11 protein-coding genes and 2 pseudogenes are annotated in these 20,015 nt (G+C 59.6%); 3 read left to right on the top strand and 10 right to left on the bottom strand.

Features of this window, described 5'->3' with window-relative positions; translation table 11 throughout:
• Positions 1 to 3 precede the first annotated feature (3 nt).
• Positions 4 to 426: a heme-binding protein gene (locus tag ABDW49_RS27610; RefSeq protein ID WP_343617062.1), complete on the bottom strand. Its 423-nt coding sequence runs from the start codon at positions 424 to 426 to the stop codon at positions 4 to 6.
• Between the two features lie 326 nt (positions 427 to 752).
• Between ABDW49_RS27610 and ABDW49_RS27605 the strand changes: the two genes are divergently transcribed.
• Positions 753 to 2,324 carry a PAS domain-containing sensor histidine kinase gene (locus ABDW49_RS27605; protein WP_343617060.1) on the top strand — a complete coding sequence of 524 codons (1,572 nt, stop codon included), beginning with the start codon at positions 753 to 755 and terminating at the stop codon, positions 2,322 to 2,324.
• Positions 2,325 to 2,471: 147 nt separating this feature from the next.
• On the opposite strand, the gene ABDW49_RS27600 is transcribed toward ABDW49_RS27605, so the two are convergent.
• Positions 2,472 to 3,458, bottom strand: a complete 987-nt coding sequence (locus tag ABDW49_RS27600; RefSeq protein WP_343617057.1) for an MDR family oxidoreductase — start codon at positions 3,456 to 3,458, stop codon at positions 2,472 to 2,474.
• Positions 3,459 to 3,524: 66 nt separating this feature from the next.
• Positions 3,525 to 5,330 carry an ATP-binding protein gene (locus tag ABDW49_RS27595; protein ID WP_343617422.1) on the bottom strand — a complete coding sequence of 602 codons (1,806 nt, stop codon included), beginning with the start codon at positions 5,328 to 5,330 and terminating at the stop codon, positions 3,525 to 3,527.
• Positions 5,331 to 5,783: 453 nt separating this feature from the next.
• Here ABDW49_RS27595 and ABDW49_RS27590 point away from each other — a divergent pair, with 453 nt between their 5' ends.
• Together ABDW49_RS27590 and ABDW49_RS27585 are read left to right on the top strand one after the other, a co-directional pair.
• Positions 5,784 to 6,941 carry an NAD-dependent formate dehydrogenase gene (locus tag ABDW49_RS27590; RefSeq protein WP_343617055.1) on the top strand — a complete coding sequence of 386 codons (1,158 nt, stop codon included), beginning with the start codon at positions 5,784 to 5,786 and terminating at the stop codon, positions 6,939 to 6,941.
• 212 nt (positions 6,942 to 7,153) lie between these two features.
• Positions 7,154 to 9,229 (top strand): ATP-binding protein, encoded by a 2,076-nt coding sequence (locus ABDW49_RS27585; RefSeq protein ID WP_343617053.1) that lies wholly within the window; start codon positions 7,154 to 7,156, stop codon positions 9,227 to 9,229.
• 336 nt (positions 9,230 to 9,565) lie between these two features.
• Here ABDW49_RS27585 and istB read toward each other — a convergent pair.
• The 7 genes and pseudogenes from istB to kduD all read right to left on the bottom strand — a co-directional run bounded on the left by istB (position 9,566) and on the right by kduD (position 20,003).
• Positions 9,566 to 10,350 (bottom strand): annotated as a pseudogene (gene istB, locus ABDW49_RS27580) (IS21-like element helper ATPase IstB).
• Positions 10,342 to 11,862, bottom strand: a pseudogene (gene istA, locus ABDW49_RS27575) (IS21 family transposase); the annotation flags it as partial. The pseudogenes istB and istA, both read right to left, overlap by 9 nt.
• A gap of 94 nt (positions 11,863 to 11,956) precedes the next feature.
• A complete protein-coding gene (locus ABDW49_RS27570; protein ID WP_343617051.1) occupies positions 11,957 to 12,352 on the bottom strand; it encodes a nucleoside hydrolase-like domain-containing protein in 396 nt (131 codons plus the stop codon).
• Complete coding sequence (locus ABDW49_RS27565) at positions 12,349 to 14,115, bottom strand: glycoside hydrolase 43 family protein (RefSeq protein ID WP_343617049.1); 1,767 nt, start codon at positions 14,113 to 14,115, stop codon at positions 12,349 to 12,351. Before ABDW49_RS27565 ends, ABDW49_RS27570 begins: the two co-directional genes overlap by 4 nt.
• A gap of 94 nt (positions 14,116 to 14,209) precedes the next feature.
• A complete protein-coding gene (locus ABDW49_RS27560; protein WP_343617047.1) occupies positions 14,210 to 17,005 on the bottom strand; it encodes a TonB-dependent receptor in 2,796 nt (931 codons plus the stop codon).
• A gap of 171 nt (positions 17,006 to 17,176) precedes the next feature.
• Positions 17,177 to 19,105: a heparinase II/III family protein gene (locus ABDW49_RS27555; protein ID WP_343617046.1), complete on the bottom strand. Its 1,929-nt coding sequence runs from the start codon at positions 19,103 to 19,105 to the stop codon at positions 17,177 to 17,179.
• A 130-nt stretch (positions 19,106 to 19,235) separates the two neighbouring features.
• On the bottom strand, positions 19,236 to 20,003 hold the full coding sequence (gene kduD / locus ABDW49_RS27550; RefSeq protein WP_343617044.1) for a 2-dehydro-3-deoxy-D-gluconate 5-dehydrogenase KduD: 768 nt from the start codon (positions 20,001 to 20,003) through the stop codon (positions 19,236 to 19,238).
• Positions 20,004 to 20,015: the final 12 nt, after the last annotated feature.

The following is a 20,015-nucleotide window of genomic DNA, read 5'->3' as shown; positions in this document are numbered from 1 at the left end:
CGGTCATCCGGCTGCGAGGGTGGCAGCGCCTGCCTGTGCGATTGCCGTGTCCTGGTCAGGGGTGCCGCCGCTCACGCCAATGGCGCCCAAAAGGCCGTCGGGGGACGTGACAGGCATTCCGCCGGGAAGCGGGAGATATTTGCCGGACTGGACAGAACCAACGCCGTAAAGAGGGGCTCCGGGTTGTACCAATGGCGCAAAGTACCCGCTCGGTGCCGCGAAACCTCGTGAGACATTCGCCTTGGCCAGCGCGAGATCAAAGGCCCCCGCCCAGGCCCCATCCATACGGGCAGCAAGCAGGATGTCGCCGGTGGCATCCAGGATGACAATGGCCGCCTTAACACCCACGGCCTCGGCAGTAGAAATGGCCGCGCTGAGAATGGCTTGAGCATCCTGAAGGGTGGCAGTCTTGAAGGTCAATGGCATGGAGCACCTGTGAAATATCGGCGACATGCGTGACAAAATCACGGCTCACCTGCCACTATGCTAGGGAAGGGGGATGCCACGCCAAAGTATGGGATGGTGGCTTGGCTGGACGAGCTCGGCGCTCCGGAAAGCGCGGGCCTGGAAGCCATCTTCAAAAAGGAATTCGACCACCCGATACCTTGTTATGGGGCGCACCTGGTTGCCAGAGGCGATATAATCTTCGTCCAGTTTGCGGGGGCTGGGCTGGCAGGGCGTGATTGGGTTTCAGCAGCCGATGAAGTGCGATTGTGATTCGATGATAAGGATGCGCTGGGGGAGGGGTGTCCGTGCCCGATGACATCTGCCCGTTGGAGGCGATGCTCGACGTCGCATCCGAAGCTATGATAATTCGAGACGCAGACGGCCGGATCATTGCATGGAATGAAGCCGCGACCAGGCTTTATGGCTACCAGCGGTCTCATGCTCTTGGTGCCTGCGTCGACAGCCTTCTGCAGACCCATCCGCCACAGCAATTTCCGCAGCGAGCGGCACCAGCTGTGTGGAATGCCTGTGTCGAGCGGCGTACCTCTGATGCGGAGGCTGTGCTGGTCGAAGCGCGCCTCAGTGCAGTCTATGGCAGCGACGGTCGACTGGCCCACATACTAGAGGCTTCACGCAAGGCGGAAGGTGATGGGTCGGAAGCGCGGGTCCGTGAGCAGTTCCGGGCAATGTTTCGTGAGATGCCTATCGCGCTGTGCAGTGTGAACAGCGATCAGATTGGGCCCTACTATGCTTCGCTCGGCATCAACGACCGCGTTGATTTTGAGAAGATCCTTATTGAGAATCCCGAGATTGTTCAGCGCGTTGCGGAACTGAATTTTTTTGAGGAAGTCAATCCCAAGTGCGTTGAGATACTCGGTGCCAAGAACGCGAGTGAATTGATCGGCCGCCCAGTAGCTTTCGCGTTTGAGAAACGACCAGACAGCTATCGTAAAATTATGGTCGCGGGTCTGCTGAGCGAGAAGGTGGAACAGGAAACTCAGTTGGTTGGGCTCGATGGCGTGACCCGAGATGTGCTTTTGACCTGTATCCGCTATCAGGATGGCCGCCGCCGGAGCACATTGGCCGGCATCATTGACATCGGTCCGCGCCTCAAGGCCGAGGCCGAGCGTCATCGGATAAGCGATCAGTATGCGCGCGCGTCGCGGACTTCCTTTTTGGGGGACGCGTTTGACATGTTTGCCCATGAAATGAGCCAGCCCATATCGGCAATTGCCACTGGCGGCCAGTCCGGCCTGCGCTGGTTGGCGAAAACACCCCCTGATATTGCTTCAGCCCGTGCTTGCCTTGAATTAAGCGTTAATCAGGCGATGCGGGCTGGAGACATCATCAACCGGGTGAGGCAGTTCGGGGATACAGGCGAGGCTATCTTCGCCACGGCGAGCGTGCCCCATATGGTCCATGAAGCGGTCCGAATCGTCGAGAGCCGGGCCAAGTCCCAAAGGATCGTCCTCGAACTGAGGGATTCGACCAGTCCGCATGAGGTGCGCGTCGACCAATTCCGCATCGAGCAAGCCATTGCGAATATCCTCTTGAACGCCATTGAAGCGATTGCGGCGTCAGGAGGTACGGATCGGCGGATCCAGATCGAAATGATGGATGCCGAAGGTAGCGTCGTTTGCATGATTGCCGATAGTGGCAAGGGTTTTGAACCTGGCCAAATCGATGATATTTTCAAGCGTAGCATCGCGAGAAGCTCGCAGCAGCAAACGTTCGGCCTGCCGAACTGCAAGGCAATTTTTGAATTTCACGATGGTCACATTTTGGCCTCTAACGACTCCGCCCTTGGCGGTGCAAACCTGCAATTCGCACTGCCAGCAACATTTCTGGACGCAGGCCCGCTCTCCTGCGCACTCTGACTGGAGCCTCAAGCCTGGCAGGGCGAAGTCGGCGTTTGCTCATTTGAATTGTAAGCCTGGGGCCCCGGCAACCGCAGATTCGGCTCGTTTGAGCGGTCTTCGGTGCCGGGGACCTTTATTCATCTGAGGCAGGTTCTGAGCCAGCCCTCAGCGATTGACGTCGACCAGTGTTCGCCCACGGATCAGGCCCTTGAGCATCTTGCCCACAACGCCCTGAACCTCCGCAAGCCCAACTTCGCTGACCGTCGAAGCGAGAATGCTGGGGGCGAGATCACGGGCGAGACGTGCCCAAGCCTCTTCGCGCACCTGTTGCGGGGCATTGACCGAGTCAATGCCGGCCAGGGTCACATTGCGCAGGATGAAAGGCAGAACGCTACCGGGGAGCTCTCGTCCACCGACAAACCCGCAGTTTGTCACCACACCGCGATAAGAGGTTTGCGCCAGGACATTCGCCAAGGTCTGGCCGCCCACCGTATCGATGGCACCAGCCCAGCGCTCTGCCGCAATCGGCGCGGCAGGTTCGGAGAGTGATGCGCGGTCGATGATATCGGCGGCGCCCAGATTCGTGAGATACTCGGCCTCGTCAGCTTTGCCGGTCGAGGCAATAACCCGGTAACCGAGTTTGGCCAGGATGGCGACCGCTACTGACCCGACGCCGCCCGAGGCGCCCGTAACCAGAATTGCGCCGCGCTCAGGGGTGATGCCGCCATGCTCAAGCGCCAGTACGCTCAGCATGGCGGTGAAGCCGGCGGTGCCGATGGCCATCGCGTCGCGCGTGCTGATCGCCTCCGGCAGCTTGACCAGCCAGTCGCCTTTGACGCGTGCCTTTTGGGAAAAGCCACCATGATGAGTTTGGCTCAGGGCCCATCCTGTTGCGACGACCTTGTCGCCGACGCTGAAGCGGGGGTCGCTCGAGCCCGACACGGTTCCGGCAAAATCGATTCCAGGGATGAGCGGCGAGGTCTGGATGATCTGCGGGGTATAGAGTGCGATGGCGTCCTTATAGTTCACATCGGACCATTCCACGTCGATCGTGACGTCGCCCTCTTGCAGAATGCTTTCGTCGAGCGTCTCGATGGATGCTTCGACGGTTCCATCTTCCAGTTTGTGGGCGAGGATGGCTTGGAATGACATGTCAGGCTTCCTTTCTCATTCGTTTTCATGACATTGGTCGGGTAAGGTGAAATGGCGTATTCAGGCCTAGGGCATAGTTCGTTCGCTGGATGCGGGGAGGGTGAACGTGAAGGTCGCGCCTCGATCCGGATTGTTTCGGGCTGTCAGCTTCCCGCCAAACCCCTCGATAATCGTCCGACAGATCGCGAGCCCCATGCCGATACTTCCGGGCTTGGTCGAATAGAGTGGCTCGAACAGCCGATGCTCGTCCTCCTGGGGGTATCCACTGCCGCTGTCTTGGACTTCGGTCCGGGTGATGGCGCTTTCGGATGTGACGATAAGCACTTCTACACGCCGCTCATTGGCAGGCGAAGCGCGGTCGGCTTGCAGGGCGTTCAGCAACAGATTGATAATGACCTGTTGGAGCTCGATCCGATCCGCAACGACAGGGGCCGTCTCACTGTCAGTGGTCAATCCGATCTTGGTGTCCTGCAGCCGCGCCTCATGCTCCAGCAGGGAGATGCTGGTCCTGACGATTTCAGTGAGATCGATAACATTCACCGCTCGATCCCGTCTGGCCAACTGATCGCGGGTACGGTGCAGCAGTTCACCCGCGCGCCGGGCACTCGAGGCCACTCGATCGAGGGCTTTCCCAGCCATACTCACATCTGGAGGCGTGCGAGACAGCGATCTCCCACCAATGGCCGCATCCATGGCAATCGCGCTGATGGGCTGGCCAAGGTCATGGGCCAGAGAGACAGACAGCGCCCCCGCCGTCAGGGCGCGGTTGGCGCGGGACAGCTCCTCTCGCGCTTCGAGGAGCAGCTCCCGCGTGTGTTCTCGATCAGTCACATCGATCATGACGGAAAGGGCGCGGCACTGACCAGGCCTTTCATCCATGACTGTCACACCGCATATTACATGGATGACTCCGCCATCCCCCGCGATGAGGGGGACGATCTTTTGCCATCCGTCAGCCCGTTTGTTTGCGATGGCCAAAAGGACTTCGGCAAAGGGCTGCGCTTCAGCGATGCCTGGGCGCCGGCCTGCAAGCACAGCCTGTCTGTCGATCCGGTAAAGGCGGGCAGCTGCCTGATTGACATCGATAATACGGATGAGGCTGATCAGGTGGCGGACAAGGTCGGGGTCGGATTCGAGGTGTGCTCCGAGCCGATCCCCGTGCTGCGCCTTAAGCTCTGCCAATGCCGAGGCGAGGTCGTTTATGTCTTGCTCAACCATGCTGACATGAGACTGCTCGAACATGGACCGATACCGTCGCTCGCTTATGGCCAGCTCCTGAGCGCGCTCCTCGACGCGCTGCTCGAGGGTCTGGTTGAGGGCACGAACGCTTAATTTGGTCTGCATCTCGTCGTGGATATCGGTGGATACGCCATACCAGCGGATGATCTCGCCGTTGAAGTTACGGACCGGGCGGGCCGTCACCTGGAGCCATCGATAGGTGCCGTCAGTGTGGAGAAGGCGGCGGTAGGAGTCGAAGCGCTCACCTGAGATACGCGCGCGAGCCCAATCGTCGAGAAGGCCCTGGCGATCATCGGGATGAAACCAGTTCTGCCATGCCCAACCGTCATCTGCGAGGCCCTCCTCAACGCTGGCACCGGTGATCTCGGTCCAACGCAGGTTCATGAAAGTTACCCTTCCGTCCGGAAGCCCCTGCCAGAGCACCTGAGGTACAGAATCTGATACAATCTGGAGATCGGCTCGGCTTGAAGCCAGTTCCTCCCTGGCTTTGCGCAGCGCAGATTGGCGGTTGAACAGAACACCGGGTGTCAGCACACCTGCGATAGCGACGGCTGCGGGGAGTGCTGCTGGATGCCCATTGGCGTAAAGGCGCCATGTTACGAGGCAAGCGGAAGCAGCGGTCGCTGCGATCATGCTGCTGGCCCACGCAGGACCGAAGAGTTTCAGTTCCCCTGCCATCGCTAAAATCCGAGTGCCTCAAGGCGTGAGTCTGGCCGGGCTGCCGCAGGCAGCTCGGGATGAGGGGCGTGAGCCTTTCTCTCTGGCCATGAGGAAGCAGACGAGCCTGTTTCAGGTTTTTAGCCCCCCACAGCGACACTGCTAGACGCTCGGATAGGGGCAAGAACATCCTACCACGGTATGCATTCACTCGGGTAGGTCACAGGGCTATGCTCACGCGGAAGGCCATGCCAATTTGGGCATCCCTGGCATTCATGTGCAACGACCAGCTCGTTGTTTCAATGATAGACCTGCCATAAAATTGAATAACACATACAAAGGTTTGTGTATCCCAACGTATGTCTGCTGATTGTGGCGGTCGTTCCTAAAAATGCCATTCGCAATTTCTTTGCGAATGGAGATGATGACATGGCCAAGATCGTATGCGTACTTTACCCTGATCCGGTGTCGGGCCATCCGACCAGCTATGCGCGGGACACCATCCCGACCATCGCTACCTATCCCAACGGTCAGACTGCGCCCAACCCAAAGGCGATCGACTTTACCCCGGGCGAGCTTCTGGGCGACGTGACGGGCGAATTGGGCCTGAGGCGCTTCCTGGAGGCCGCCGGTCACACCTTGGTTGTTATTTCGGACAAGGAAGGACCGGACTCCCAACTCGATCGCGAGCTCGTCGATGCGGATGTGGTGATCTCTCAGCCCTTCTGGCCTGCCTATATCACGCGTGAGCGCATGGAGAAGGCGCCCAAGCTGAAACTGGCGATCACGGCCGGCATCGGATCGGATCACGTTGATCTCAAGGCCGCCGCCGACCACGGCCTGACCGTTGCCGAGGTGACATTCTCAAATTCCATCAGTGTGGCTGAGCATACGGTGATGATGATCCTGAGCCTGGTGCGGGATTACATCCCCCAGCACGACATCGTGCGCGCGGGAGGCTGGAACATCTCGGAGGCCGTCTCGCGCTCGTATGACGTGGAGGGGATGCAGGTCGGCGTCATCGCAGCCGGTCGTATCGGTCTGGCGGTGCTGCGCCGGATGAAGCCCTTCGATGTAGGCCTTCACTATTTCGACTTCCATCGCCTGCCTGCTGATGTCGAGAAGGAGCTGGCGCTGACCTATCATCCCTCGGCACAGGCTCTGGCTGCGGCCTGCGATGTGGTTTCGATCCATACGCCGCTGACGCCCGCAACGGACACGATGTTCGATGCGGACTTCTTCGCGGGTATGAAGCGTGGTTCGTACATTGTGAACAATGCGCGCGGCAAGCTGATCGATCATGAAGCTCTTGTGGCGGCGCTCGAGAGCGGGCACCTTGCCGGCTATGCCGGTGATACTTGGTATCCGCAGCCTGCGCCCGCTGATCACCCCTGGCGGAGTATGCCGCACAACGGGATGACGCCCCATACCTCGGGAACGAGCCTGTCTGCCCAGGCGCGCTATGCAGCCGGTACCCGAGAGATCCTCGAATGTTGGTTTGATGGTCGGCCGATCCGGGACGAGTATCTCATCATAGCCGGCGGTGGTTATGCCGGGACCGGTGCTCACAGCTACGCCGTGGGCTGAGGTCATAGTAACCTTTCAGCACTGGTGAACCTGTACTGAAAGGGCTGCCGCCCACCGCAGATCGAAAGGGGCGCCATTGGCAGAGTGCTGATGGCGCCTTTGAGCTATCGCTCTCGCCGGAGGTGCTATCAAGGGGGGCCGCTCCAAAATCCCATGCTTTGGTATGGGATTGGTGCCACCTTGGGGGCTGCAATCTGGAAAAGTTGGGCTACATGAGGCATCTGAAGGTTTGGTCGCTGATCTGGAACTCATGGCGCACGTGTTTCTGGCAATTCGCAGCGATGGCGGGGAACAAGCGCGTGGAGACAGAGCCAAGGCGAGCCGGAGACGTTTTCCTGAGGATGCTCGCGACACTGGTGATGGTCGCGATCTATGCGGTTGATCGGTTCTCCCATCTCGAGGTCGGCATCCCGACGCTCTACATCGCTGTTATCGGGCTGGTCGGGCGGGACGGCTCGGAGAAAGAGATCAGAATCTGGACATGCGCCAGCGTAGCCCTTGCTTTCATGGCCTGGCTGCAGGTCCATCTTCGCGCTCCTGATTTCGGGAGCGCGATCCGTCTGCTATTTGCCTGCATGGCGATTCTGCTGACCTGTGGTCTCTTGATCAACCGCCGTCGTTACCAGAGATCGCAGGCCGAGCTGGAAATGAGCAGGGCGGACCTTCAGAATTTCTCGGACTCCGTTCCTCAGCTTCTCTGGCGAACCCTTCCAGACGGCCGGGTGGATTATTTCAACCGGCGGTACACCGAGATGACAGGGCATGATGCCAGGGAGGCCATCGAAAAGCAGAACTGGGGGGAATGGTTTCACCCCGACGACTTCCCTCATGCAATGGAGTTGTATCAGGGAGCACTTGCTGGCAATTCGGGGGACGAGCTTCGGATTAAATTTCGTATGCTCTTTGCTGACGGCACGTATCGCTGGATGTCGTTGGTTGGCCGGGGCGTTCGCGATCCGCAGACCGGTGGCTATTCGGCTTGGTATGGAGGCACATCGGATGTTCACGATGAGGTCCTCGCACAAAATGCAGTGACCGAGCTTAACGGTCGTCTTGAGCAGCGCGTTGAGGAGCGGACCAACGAGCTGTTCAAGATCGAGCATCGGATGGCCACGCTCTTCGAGATGAGCAACATCACCTATGCCGAGCAGGACTTGAGCGAGACCTTGCCCATTCTCGATGCCATTCGAAGCGAGGGCATAACTGATCTGTCGGGCTACATGGATGCGCATCCCGAAGTGCTGGACCGTTGCATCTCAACCATCCGCAATGTGCGCGTCAATTCGGCTTTGGCTCGTCTCCTGGGCTACCGCGATGCCGACGAATTGGCCGCGACGCCACCGGTCCAAAACGCTAATGATGCCAGGGCGGTGCTGCTCCGTCAGCTCGAAATGGCATTCTACGGCTTGCCTAGCATAGAGGGCCGGACAGTTCTGATTGGGAAGAATGGCATTCGAGTACCGGTCTTCTTCAACGTCCATCGCTTGAGCGACGAGCGACAGCTCTCATCCCATATCGATGTGACCGGTCAGGAGCGCATTGAGGAGATGCGCCTCGCCGCTCAGGCCGAATTGGCGCGGGCGAACCGCGTGGCGACGGTCGGAGCATTCTCTGCCTCAATCGCCCACGAGTTGAATCAGCCGATCGCCTCCATGTCGATGGATGTCCAGACAGCCAAGCGCGTCTTGAACGTCGAGGCGCCAGATATCGCTTTGGCTCAGCGAATTCTGGACCGGCTTGCACGCACGACCGAACGGGTTGCAGGGATCGTTCAGAATACGAGGGCTCAGGTGGCAAAGGGCAATCGCTCAGCTGAGGCCATCGACGTCAGTCTGCTGGTTGTGCAGACCATTGAATTGCTTGAACGGGAAATTCGAAATGCCAAGGCGCAGGTCCGGTATGAGGTTCGGTGCGAAGGCTGTTTGGTCTGGGGTGATCGTATCGGATTGCAGCAGGTCCTCATCAACCTGCTGAGCAATGCGATGGATGCCATGGCCCAGACTCCCGAGAGGGAGAGGATCGTGGATATTTCCGTCGTTCGGGAAGGGGGCCACGTCACGATAGTCGTAGCCGACCATGGGCCGGGCATAGCCGAAGACCAGATTGATCGGCTCTTCCAACCGTTCTTCACCACAAAGCCCAATGGCGTGGGGATGGGCTTGCAAATCTGCCGATCTACCGTCGAATCGCTGGGCGGCGACCTTCGTGCATCCAGTCGGGCGGGAGGAGGAGCGGTGTTTGAGTGCGGGCTTCCCATTTATGATGAGGCATCTGGTCCCGCGCAGTGACGTCTTCTAATTTGAGCCCCATACCAACGGATGACAGCGCCCCACTTGGGTAGGGCTGCATGTTCTGGCGGCTATATGCGACACCGTTGTTCGTCCGGGCCGACAATCTGAGCGCCAGACCCCCACTGTCACGTGTCCCCACCCGAGGCAGCCGTCGGCCCGGCAACCTGGGTGTGTGATCCAGAATTTGTTAGTTTCAGGAAATAGCGATGGATTGGGTCCCGATGGTATTCCTGACGTTCAAGGCTGTTGATTGCCACTGAGATGTGACCCGGGGTTTCCATTGAGAATTGACCCGGGTGGGTGTGGGTTATGTGCTGCCTCTGGCGGGCAGGTTCAAGATGCCGGCTTCTCCTTTTTGGCTTTGGGCGCAGCGGTGCTGGCGCGGAAGCGGAAGCTGTCGTTTCCAGTTTCCAGGATGTGGCAGTGATGAGTGAGCCGGTCGAGCAGCGCGGTGGTCATCTTGGCGTCGCCGAACACGCCGGACCATTCGCTGAAGCTCAGGTTGGTGGTGATCACGACACTGGTGCGCTCGTATAACTTGCTCAGCAGATGGAAGAGCATGGCCCCTCCTGATGGGCTGAAGGGCAGATAGCCCAACTCGTCGAGGATAAGCAGATCGAGGCGCAGCAGGCGTTCCGCCAGTTGGCCGGTCCGGTTGGCTGTCTTCTCCTGCTCAAGCGCATTGACGAGATCGACCGTGGAGAAGAAGCGGGCCTTCTTGCGGTGATGTTCGACAGCCTGGACGCCCAGCGCCGTTGCGATATGGCTTTTGCCGGTTCCGGGCCCGCCGATCAGCACGACGTTGTCGGCGTTTTCCATGAAGTCGCCCTGGTGAAGCTGACGCACTAGTGCTTCATTGATCTCGCTGGCGGTAAAATCAAAGCCAGCCAGATCCTTGTAGGCCGGGAAGCGGGCCGCCTTGATCTGATAGGCGATGGACCTGACCTCCCGCTCGGCCATTTCTGCCTTGAGGAGCCCAATTGGGCCAGCATCGGCACGGCAGTATCGAAGGCAGGCGCGCCCTGCTCGATCAGTTCGCCTGCGGCCTGAGCCATGCCGAACATCTTGAGGCCGCGCAGCATGACGACGACTGCGGCGCTGGCGGGGTCATGACGCATGGCGGATCTCCCTTTGAGCATATCATAGCGATCGACATTGGCCTTGGGCTCCTGCGTCAGGCGCAAGGCCTGAGGCGCATCAATGGGCGATGCCGGAGGTGCCTTGCCGTCAATCAGTCGGTGCAACACGTTGAGAATGTGGGTCTTGGTGGCGACACCAGCTTCCAAGGCCAGCTCGACCGCACTCAGGACCGCCTGCTCGTCGTGGTGCAGCACCAGGGACAGGATCTCCACCATTTCCCTGTCTCCGCCGGAGCGCTTGAGGAGGTGGCTCTGCAAGTGTCGGAAGGCTTCGGGCATCTCCAGGAAGGGCGCGCCATTGCGCAGGGCGCCGGGTTTGCGCTGAACCACCGCCAGATAGTGCCGCCAATCATAGATCGTGCGGCCGGGTTTGTGGTGGGAACGGTCGATGAGCCGGACGTGCTCGCACACGATCTGGCCCTCGGCCGCGATGACCAGGCGATCGGGATAGACCCGCAGGCTGACCGGCCGGTTCGCGAAGGAGGCCGGCACGCTGTAACGGTTGCGCTCGAAGGCGATCAGGCAGGTGGGCGACACGCGCTTGGTCTGTTCGACAAAGCCATCGAAAGGCCTGCCCAGCGGCATCAGGCAGGAGGCTTCCTCGGCATGCACATCGGCGACGGTGCCGGGCATAAGGCCGTGCTGGATCTCGCCCCATTGCGCGATGCATCATTCTTCCAGCCAGGTGTTCAGCGTCGCCAGATCCGCAAAGCTGGGCATGGGCTGCCACAACCGCCGCCGGGCATCCTGCACGTTCTTCTCAACCTGCCCCTTCTCCCAACCCGAGGCCGGATTGCAGAAATCGGTCTCGAACAGGTAATGGCTGGCCATGGCGGCGAACCTGGCATTGACCTGTCGCGCCTTGCCCGTCCCGATCTTGTCGACGGCGGTCCTCATGTTGTCGAAGATCCCGCGCTGGGGCACGCCGCCCAGCACCCGAAAGGCCTGCGTCAGCGCGTCAAACAGCATCTCATGGGTCTGGAGCAAATAGGCCCGCACGATGAAGGCGCGGCTGTGGGCCAGCTTGGTATGAGCAACCTGCAGCTTGGTCGCCTTGCCATCCAGCAGGGCATAATCCTCGCTCCAGTCGAACTGGAAGGCCTCGCCGGGCTGGAACACCAGTGGCACGAATGTCCCGCGCCCGCTGGTCTGCTGCTCATACTGAAGATCGGTCCGCCAGCGCCGGGCAAAGGCAGCCACCCGGTTATAGGAGCCTTCGTAACCCAGCTTCACCAGATCGACGTACAGTTGCTTGGCGGTCCGCTTCTGTTTGCGAGATTTCTTGGATTCCACCCGCAGCCAGGCGGTCAGCTTCTCGGCGAAAGGATCGAGTTTGCTGGGCCGCACCGGAACCTTGAAGCTGGGCTCCACCGCATCGGAACGCAGGTATTTGCGGATGGTGTTGCGCGATAGGCCGGTCCGTCGCTTGATCTCCCGAATGGAGATCTCCTGCCGAAAATGCCATCGGCGGATCACACTGAGTAAGTCCATGTCGATCACTCCGAGACCCTCCGACTGACAGCCGGAGGGGAGGGAAACATGGGTCAATTCTCAGTGGAAACTTATCAGCTCCCCGGGTCACATCTCAGTGGCAATCAACACCGTAAGCCGCAATTCGTTCGAGAATGAGGTCTGTGCGCACCTTGTCTCGCTGCCATGTCGAGGTCGTTGCAATGATGCCTTCCACATCGAATTCATTGGCATAGAGCAGAAATCGGACCAGACTCTCTGAGTCGTCCGGTTCGTTCCCGATATCGGTCAGCACAAGCACGCGTGGTTTGGCGGGCGCTTCTGGCAGGGCCGAAGCCGTCGAGGGAAGGAGCGCGACCGCGAATATGAGCAGGAGCGTAGAGAGAAAGCGTGCGATGTTAGCCGCTTTTTGGCCGCCCACAGCCCATCTCTTCACATCCCATGGAACACGCGAGTCGGTTCTCGCCAGCGTCCGGGCCCTTAACTGCGTTGAGGTGACCGGGTCAGTCAATGTCTGCCTCCTGCTGGTTCTTGTGGCTGGTTCTGCCCTGCCGTCCGGAAAAAGTCGAAGTCAGCGACACCATTGGTCGTCGCGATTGCTGCGGGCGTTCCATAAGGCGCGCTGGCAAACAGGCCGATGCGCGCGCCAACCCAAAAGCCCGGCTGAACCAAAAACGGCTCGCCAAGATCGGTGTAGGTCTTGCCATTGAGACTGTAGGCGAGTGAGGCCATGGCCTGTTCCTCGCGCAGCATGGACGGCCAATATGGGCTGAAACCTGGCGGCGGCACCTCAATCAGAGCCGGCTTGGCGGTGAGGCGCAGCCACACCCTGCCCTCAGGCAGGAGTGGTCCGGGACTGCGCGAGATCGTATCGCCCGGCTTGATCGAGTGTTTCGTGTAGCTGACCACCTGCACGCCAGCAGGAGTGTTCTCCAGCCCAACCCAGGCAAAGGTGCGACCGTGGATGGCAAGGCCGGCGGTTTCACCGCTGCTGCGCGGTTTGAAAGTGAGGCGCGTTGTCGCGGCGAAGGAAAGCCCGGGCAGACGCTGGGATAGAATAGCGCCATTTTCAAAGAGATCGGCAGGACCGGGAACCGCGAGGAGATGCAGGGCGCCGCCTGACACCTTTGCCCAATCGGGGGAAGGATTGCTCGCAAAACTCCAGGCAAGAGAAAGCGAACCCTTGAAGTCATCGCTGCTTGCAGGGGCTGTTATAGGCTGGGAAGGAAGGTTGGGCTTCTTGTAGATCTCGACCGGCTCACCTCTGCCTGTGCTACCGACCGGCTTGCCGATGATTGGCCAATCCTTCACCCAGCGCATCGGCTCAAGAAGGACCACGCGGCCGTAAGTGTCTCTGTCCTGAAAGTGGAGGAACCAGTCTTCACCCTTTGGGGTCGAGACCCAGGCTCCCTGATGGGGGCCGTTAACAGCAGTTCGTCCCTGATCGAGAACATCGCGGCCTTCGTAGGGACCCTCGATTGAGCGGCTGCGAAAGACACCCTGCCAGCCGCCTTTCACGCTGCCGCTCGGGACAAAGATATAATACCAGCCATTGCGTTTGTAGAGTTTGGGCCCCTCGGTTGTTTGCCAAGGACGACCGCCAAGGCTGGTCTCGACTTTCGGCATGGCGTCGGCATCGATGATGACCGTGCCTTTACCGGTAGTATGGGTGTCATCCTCGCTCAGGGCTTTGAGCACGATCCGATTGGCAAAGCCGGCCCGGCTTTTGGCAAAACCGTGAACCATCCAGCCCTTTCCGTCATCGTCCCAGAACGGTGCCGGATCGATCGCGCCTTTCGTGTCATCGACCAAGACCGGCTCGGACCAGGGGCCTGCCGGATTTGTGGCGGTGACCAGAAAAATCCCCCGATCAGGGTCCGGGAAATAGATCATGAAATGACCATTGCGGTAGCGGATCGCGGGGGCCCAGACGCCGCCACCCTTGCGGGGCGTGCTGAAATGTGTGTCTGGCAGCACCCGTGGCAAGGCATGACCAATCAGCGTCCAGTTCACAAGATCTTTCGATTGCAGGATCGGGAGGCCGGGGCTTTCTGTGAATGAGGAAGCTGTCAGGATATAGCTGTCTGCGACCCTGACCACATCGGGATCGGACCAGTCGCCGATCAGCACCGGATTGCGATAGGTTCCATTCCCCAGATCGGCCTGCCAGGGCAGAGCCGGATCGATGGTCGGCGCCGAGAGCGCGAGCATGATGGCGGTGAGGAGTTGGGCCTGTGGCAAAAGCAATATCCCGAAGAGCGCTGGCCGATCCATTCGCTTTCTTGTGACGGCTTGTTGCGAATGTACCGAGGCATTTGAAGGAAGCAGGGATGGTGGCGGTTGTGCGACCACCATCCCTGGCGCACGCTCAGAATCGAGCGCTTGCGGTGAAGAAGAAGGCCCTGGGCGCGTTCACCTGCACCGTCGAAAGGGCGTTGGGGTATTGCGCGATAAAGTCGGCTTCCGTCATGTTGGATGGAAGGGTTCCCACAATGCCCAGCTTGGTGGGCGAGGCATTGTTGAACAGGTTGTTGACGTTGAACTGGAAGGTGAGGTTGCTGCTCGCGTTGTAGGTCATGCCGATGTCCGAGAGCTTTTGCGGCGCGAGCTGGAAGGTGTTGCGGATCGTGACCGGGCGCGAGCCGATATAGCGGAAGCGATAATAGCCGGCAAAGCGACCGAAGCGAATGTTCGCGGTGCCGTTGTAGACAAGGCTTGCCGCCAGCGGCTGCGGGCCCGAGGTATAGGTGGCGGTATCGTCGTCCTGCGGCTGAATCCCGCCCGGACAGTTCGTTGCCGTGACCACCCCATTGCATGTACCCAGACTGATGTTGGGGTAAGAGAGCGCCAGAGAGCGCTGCACGGTCAGCACATTGCGAATGCTGAGCCATTTGGCGAAACGCACGGTGTTGTCCAGTTCGGCACCATAGGCCTGGTAATGGGCCATAAAGGGCGGTGTCGTGTAGCGCGTGACACCATCGGACAGGAAGCCGTCGTTGCGCCGGACCGGAACATTGGTCAGATCGGTAAAATAGAAGACCGGATTGAAGGTGAGCCAACGGTTCCGGTACTGGAAGGACAGTTCCGCGCTCTTGAGGGTCGGCAAGGGCGAAAGAGAGAACTGATCAACCAGATTCTGGGCCACATTGAAGCCGTCCCAGAACGCATCGTTGTTCTTTTTGCCGAGCGTGAAACGGGCGAACATGGAAAAGCGCCGATTGAACATATAGTTGGCAGCGCCCGTCCACTGCACATACGAAATGCTCTTGTCGAAGGGGAAATGTCCCGATGGCGTATCGACGGCATAGACGTTGTCGTAGATCGTCCGGCTGTTGCCATCGACGCCGCCAAAGCTGCGAGATGCGGCGCTGGCGTTGGTCACGAAGCGGTTGTTCTCACCCCATCCGCGATACATGGTAAAGCGCGCGCCGCCATCGAGCAGAAGATGGGAGTTTGCTTCCCAGGTGATGCCGAGCAGGGGCGAGATTTCCCTGACATGGGCCCGGTCACGCAGCGTCAGCCCGACAGAACTGCCTTCAGCGCCGTAGCCGGTCGGGTCGGTAATCTGATAGGTTGTCCCGGCCGTGCCGCCCGCCGTGGTGCTCGTGGTCGTGGTGAAGGCGACGCCCAGTGTGGTGGGCTGGTTTTGCAGGGGCATTATTGCACGCCCGCCATAGGCAAAATCACGCGAGAAGCTGGTCTGGTTGAAATAGACCCCGGCCGTGATCGTCACCTTGGAAAATTCCTTGGTGAGGGTGAAAAGGTCGGTGATGTCGTTGCTGGCGATGATCCCGCTGGAATTCGACGAGCCCGTCATGAGGATGAGGTTTGTGCTGTCGATCGGCGCCTGGTTCACCAGCGTCTGGTTGGGCAGGAGGTTCGGGGTGTTCTTGTCGATGCAGTAGCCGTTTGAAACGGGCGTGACACATACACCACTTTGGCTGGCAGCCGTGATACGGTAAACCCGCGCAAGCGTCTGACCATTGGCTCGATTGGTCAGCGTGAAATAGCCTGGCGTGTTGCTCAGACCCGCCGCAGCCGTTCCCATCGTCGTCCATGTCGTCGAGTTCAGCAGGCTCTGATAGGTGAAATCCGTCGCATAATTGTTCTGCACCTGATTGCTCTGGATGCGCAGATTGTTCGACAGCTGCAGTCCGTTGTTGAACTTGTGATCCCATTTGATCGTGCCGACATAGGACTTTTCGTGGCTGAAATTGCTCGGGTCCCAGGTGTAGGAGCCATCGTTGCCGAATGGCACGGAGTGGGCGAGATCGCCGGTCGGCAGAAAGTTAACGTCGCGGCCAAAACCCGGCAGGAACTGGGGATCGCTAAAGCCGGTGGTCAGCGGGCGGAATGTGTCGTTCGTTCCGGTGTGGTCGTTGAGATATTTGAACGAGACGAGCAGTCCGCCTTTGCCGAAATCGGTGTCGTAGCTGTAATTCAGATTGGCTTTGATCTGACCGCCGTAATTCATCGGATAGGCGATGGCGCGATAGCCGTAACCATGCCGATAATCGCCGCCGATCGACCAGGCGAAGGTCTTGGCGTCATTGTGCCAGCCATAATAGCCATCGTATTTCTGATAGAGATTGCCGTCGCCCTCGCTGCCGAGGCGGACAATCACCTGGCCACCCGGATCAGTCATCCCATTCTTGGAGATATAATTGAAAAGACCTGAGGGCGCATTGGGCCCGGTAACGGCCGCAGAACCGCCCCGAACCGCCTGCACGCGCTTGATGGTCACATCGGCGCGCAGGAACATATCGGGCTGGAAATTGGAATAGGGCGCCGGGGTGAGGGGAAGCCCGTCTTCCAGCATCGTCGTCCAGTAATATCCGTAGGTCGAAGCATCCGTACCATTGGACAGACCGCGCGCGAACACCGTGGCCTTGGCCTCGCCCGCATCGGAGTTGACGACGACGCCGGGCACTTCTGTCAGCAGGTCTGCTGCGCTGAGCGGCACCGTCTGCTGAATCTTGTCTTCGCCTACGGTGGTCGTTGAAATCGGCGCCTTGCTCGCCATCGTGTCACGCAGCACGCCCGTGACAATAATTTCCTCGGTTGTCGTCTGGTCGGTCTTGGCCCCCTGAGCCATGGCGCCGGACGGCACTCCAACAACTGCGGCGCTTGCGTACAGCGCAGCACAAATCATGCGGCGTTCCATTTTTTGCCCCTCCGTTTGTCGCCCGCGATCCTTGTCGCGCTTGGCGGAAACATTTCAGGCTTCGAGCTGTTCTAGGCCTGATATCGATAACAGATATCGATATCAGGCCTACGGAGCAAGATTTAAAATGCGAAAAAATGACCCGTTTTCTGATGCTGCGTGGAAAGGTTTCTAAATCCAGTCTTTAAGCGCGCTTGAAGCACTTCCAGGCCGCGATGTCCGGCCAGCTGGATATAGCGAAACGGTTAAATCGAGATCGCCGCCCGTATTTGATGCGGCCCGGATCGCGAGAATCGACACGCCCTTATTATCGGCTTCAAGCGGTCTTCCAGGATTGGCGGACAAGATTTCGAATCTGTGTCCAGGCGTGTCAATCACCGCTTCCATGATCTTGCCATCCTGCGTGAGAATGGCTCTGTTTCCCTGAAGGGTGATCAAGGCTCGGGTGAACATCGCCCAGCGCCACAACGCCCCAGGCTTCCCGCGATCGACTTCGTCGCGCAGAACGATCCGCCTGCCATCGTCGCGAAAATCGACACCGCGCCATATTCTCTGGGCGCTCGAGGGATAAGCCTGGGTCAGATCGAGAACGGCCATGCCACCGTCCTTGCGCTCCTTGAAATGCAGGATCGGCGCGGTTCCACCGGGAGATTGCTGGCCGCCCTCTGGCATCAGCGTCCCATGTCCGCTCGCACTTATGCGGTAGATTTGGAAGCGCTTACCCCCGGGCGAACTGTCGAAATAGCCGGGAACCTGATAGCTGTCCGAGCCCAGATCGATGGCCCAGCGTACCCCCTGGCTGTCGAGGACGAAGGAGCCGAGATCGTGATGGGCGTGGTTGGCGGCGTTGTTGCCGCCCTTGAAGCCGAGGTAGGTATCATTGACCGACCAGCCGCTGCGGAAGATCGCCAGATCGGCATCCCCGCGAAAATGTTTTGCCTTTTCGTTGTCATGTCTGGCGCTGACAGTCGTGGGATACCAGAGGGTGTAGAGCGGCAGGAAGCGATCGAATTCGCCATTGAGGTCGGATGCCTCAAGTAGGCCCATCAGATCTTCCCGGGCTTTTCCGATAGTTGCGGGATGGGCGAAGCGCTTGCCGAGATAGGCCAGAGCAGCGCTGGGCGCGAGCTTCTCGTGGCAGTCTGCGTAATTGAAGGCCTTGCCGGCCGGCCCTTGAGCCCAAAGGCGGAAGATGTCCGTGACATGAAAGCCTTCAGAGTTTGCCAAGCCGCGATCGGAACCGAAAGCGGTTTCCATCATCGCAAGAATGATTACATGATAGGTCGTGCCATAGGTCCAATAGACCGGGCCTTCGGCGCTGACACCATCCGGCTCATAGGCGGTCAGGGCCAGCGGGACAGACTTGATCGCCCCGGCGATCACATCGCTGCACAGCTGGGCCTCGCTCTCGGCAACGGCAATGGCAGCAGCCAGGGCGCCGCCGTTGCAGACCTGATTCCAGTTCCAAGTGTAGCGCGGGAAACCGAGCCATTCGTCCTTCGTGCCGCGATAGGCCCGATCCGCCCAGAGCAGGCATTTCTCGACTAGCGCGGTACGGACCAGATCTCGCGTGGTTTCGTCCATCACATCATGGAGCCAGTCATAACCGATGGCGACACCAAAGCTGGTTTCCGCAACGTCGAGGAAATGAGTGTGGTTCCATTCGGGAAAGCGCGCTGCCGACACCATCTCAGCGATTGCCCTGTCGGCATAGGAGCGCTCACCGGTCCAGCGCCAGGCGAAAGCGCAGGTCATGATATAATGAATGATGGTGCGCGAGCCGCCCAGCATCGAGGGCCTTTCCGCCCCGGTCAGATTAAAGGGCACATGGGGGCGAGAAAGGACCGATTGAGCGTCGGCAAGGATGCGGGCAATGAGCCGGGCAAAGACCGGATCATTGCTTGCGGTTACACGCATCGCATTCATGGCATCAGCCGTGATGAGCAGGCGAGGGTGATCAACTTTCAGATCGGGTAGAACGTCGCCCAATTTGCTGGAAGGGAAACCCGAGCGCGCAAGGGCTGGTAGCGCCTGGGCCGCGAGAATCAAGGCGCTGCTGCCCATCAGGGCGCGACGTGTCCAGATGCCGGTTCGAGCCATCAAAATTGCTCCCAGATTTCTACTGTTTTCAGGAACGTTGGTGCGGCGCTCAGGACCAGCGGCTTTCAGCCGAGCCGGATCTTGGGTGCCTACGTCTATCGGTTGGTCGCGAGAGGTTCCCCAGGTGGGGCTAGCGCGCGAGCCAGCCACCATCGACCGCAAGGACATGACCCTGGATATAGTCTGCGGCAGCGCTGGCAAGAAACACCGCCGCGCCGCCCATATCCGCCGGGCTGCCCCAGCGATTCTCAGGGATGCGCTCCAAGATCTGGCGGTTGCGGGTTTCATCCGCCTGAAGCGCCGCCGTGTTGTTGGTGGCGATATAGCCCGGCGCGATGGCGTTGACGTTGACGCCCTTGCTAGCCCATTCGCAGGCCAGGAGCTTGGTCAGCCCCGCTACGCCTGATTTGGACGCTGTGTAGCTGGGCACCCGGATGCCGCCCTGAAAGGACAGCATCGAGGCGATGTTGACGATCTTGCCGCGCTGGCCGATTGCCTCATGGTTGGCGATCATATGGCGCCCGGCGGCCTGGCTCAGGAAGAAGACCGATTTGAGATTGGTGTCCACCACCGCATCCCAGTCTTCCTCGGTGAAATCGACTGCATCGGCGCGGCGGATGATCCCGGCGTTGTTGACCAGAATATGCAACCCACCCAACTTTTCGACTACCTGAGCCACCACATCGCCCACCGTCGCAATGGAAGACAGATCGGCTTGCACCAGTTCGCAGCGACGGCCCAGATCGCGGATGCGCTGGGCGGTCTCCTCGGCGGGGGTTCGACCGACCGCTGCAATATCGGCTCCCGCCTGGGCCAAGGCCAGGGCGATCCCCTGGCCGATACCAGTGTTGGCACCGGTGACCACGGCGACGCGCTGCGCGAGGTTGAAAATGGACACGGAAAAACACTC

Origin of the sequence: Novosphingobium sp. (genome assembly GCF_039595395.1) — a bacterium.
Classification (GTDB): Bacteria; Pseudomonadota; Alphaproteobacteria; order Sphingomonadales; family Sphingomonadaceae; genus Novosphingobium.
This window is presented reverse-complemented; position numbering and strand designations above follow the sequence as displayed.

Coding starts and splice junctions, on each gene's coding strand:
- ABDW49_RS27595 (WP_343617422.1), bottom strand. CDS start 5,330: ATGATCGCAGCGACCGCTGCTTCCGCTTGCCTCGTAACATGGCGCCTT.
- ABDW49_RS27565 (WP_343617049.1), bottom strand. CDS start 14,115: ATGGATCGGCCAGCGCTCTTCGGGATATTGCTTTTGCCACAGGCCCAA.
- ABDW49_RS27600 (WP_343617057.1), bottom strand. CDS start 3,458: ATGTCATTCCAAGCCATCCTCGCCCACAAACTGGAAGATGGAACCGTC.
- ABDW49_RS27560 (WP_343617047.1), bottom strand. CDS start 17,005: ATGGAACGCCGCATGATTTGTGCTGCGCTGTACGCAAGCGCCGCAGTT.
- ABDW49_RS27590 (WP_343617055.1), top strand. CDS start 5,784: ATGGCCAAGATCGTATGCGTACTTTACCCTGATCCGGTGTCGGGCCAT.
- ABDW49_RS27610 (WP_343617062.1), bottom strand. CDS start 426: ATGCCATTGACCTTCAAGACTGCCACCCTTCAGGATGCTCAAGCCATT.
- ABDW49_RS27585 (WP_343617053.1), top strand. CDS start 7,154: ATGAGGCATCTGAAGGTTTGGTCGCTGATCTGGAACTCATGGCGCACG.
- ABDW49_RS27555 (WP_343617046.1), bottom strand. CDS start 19,105: ATGGCTCGAACCGGCATCTGGACACGTCGCGCCCTGATGGGCAGCAGC.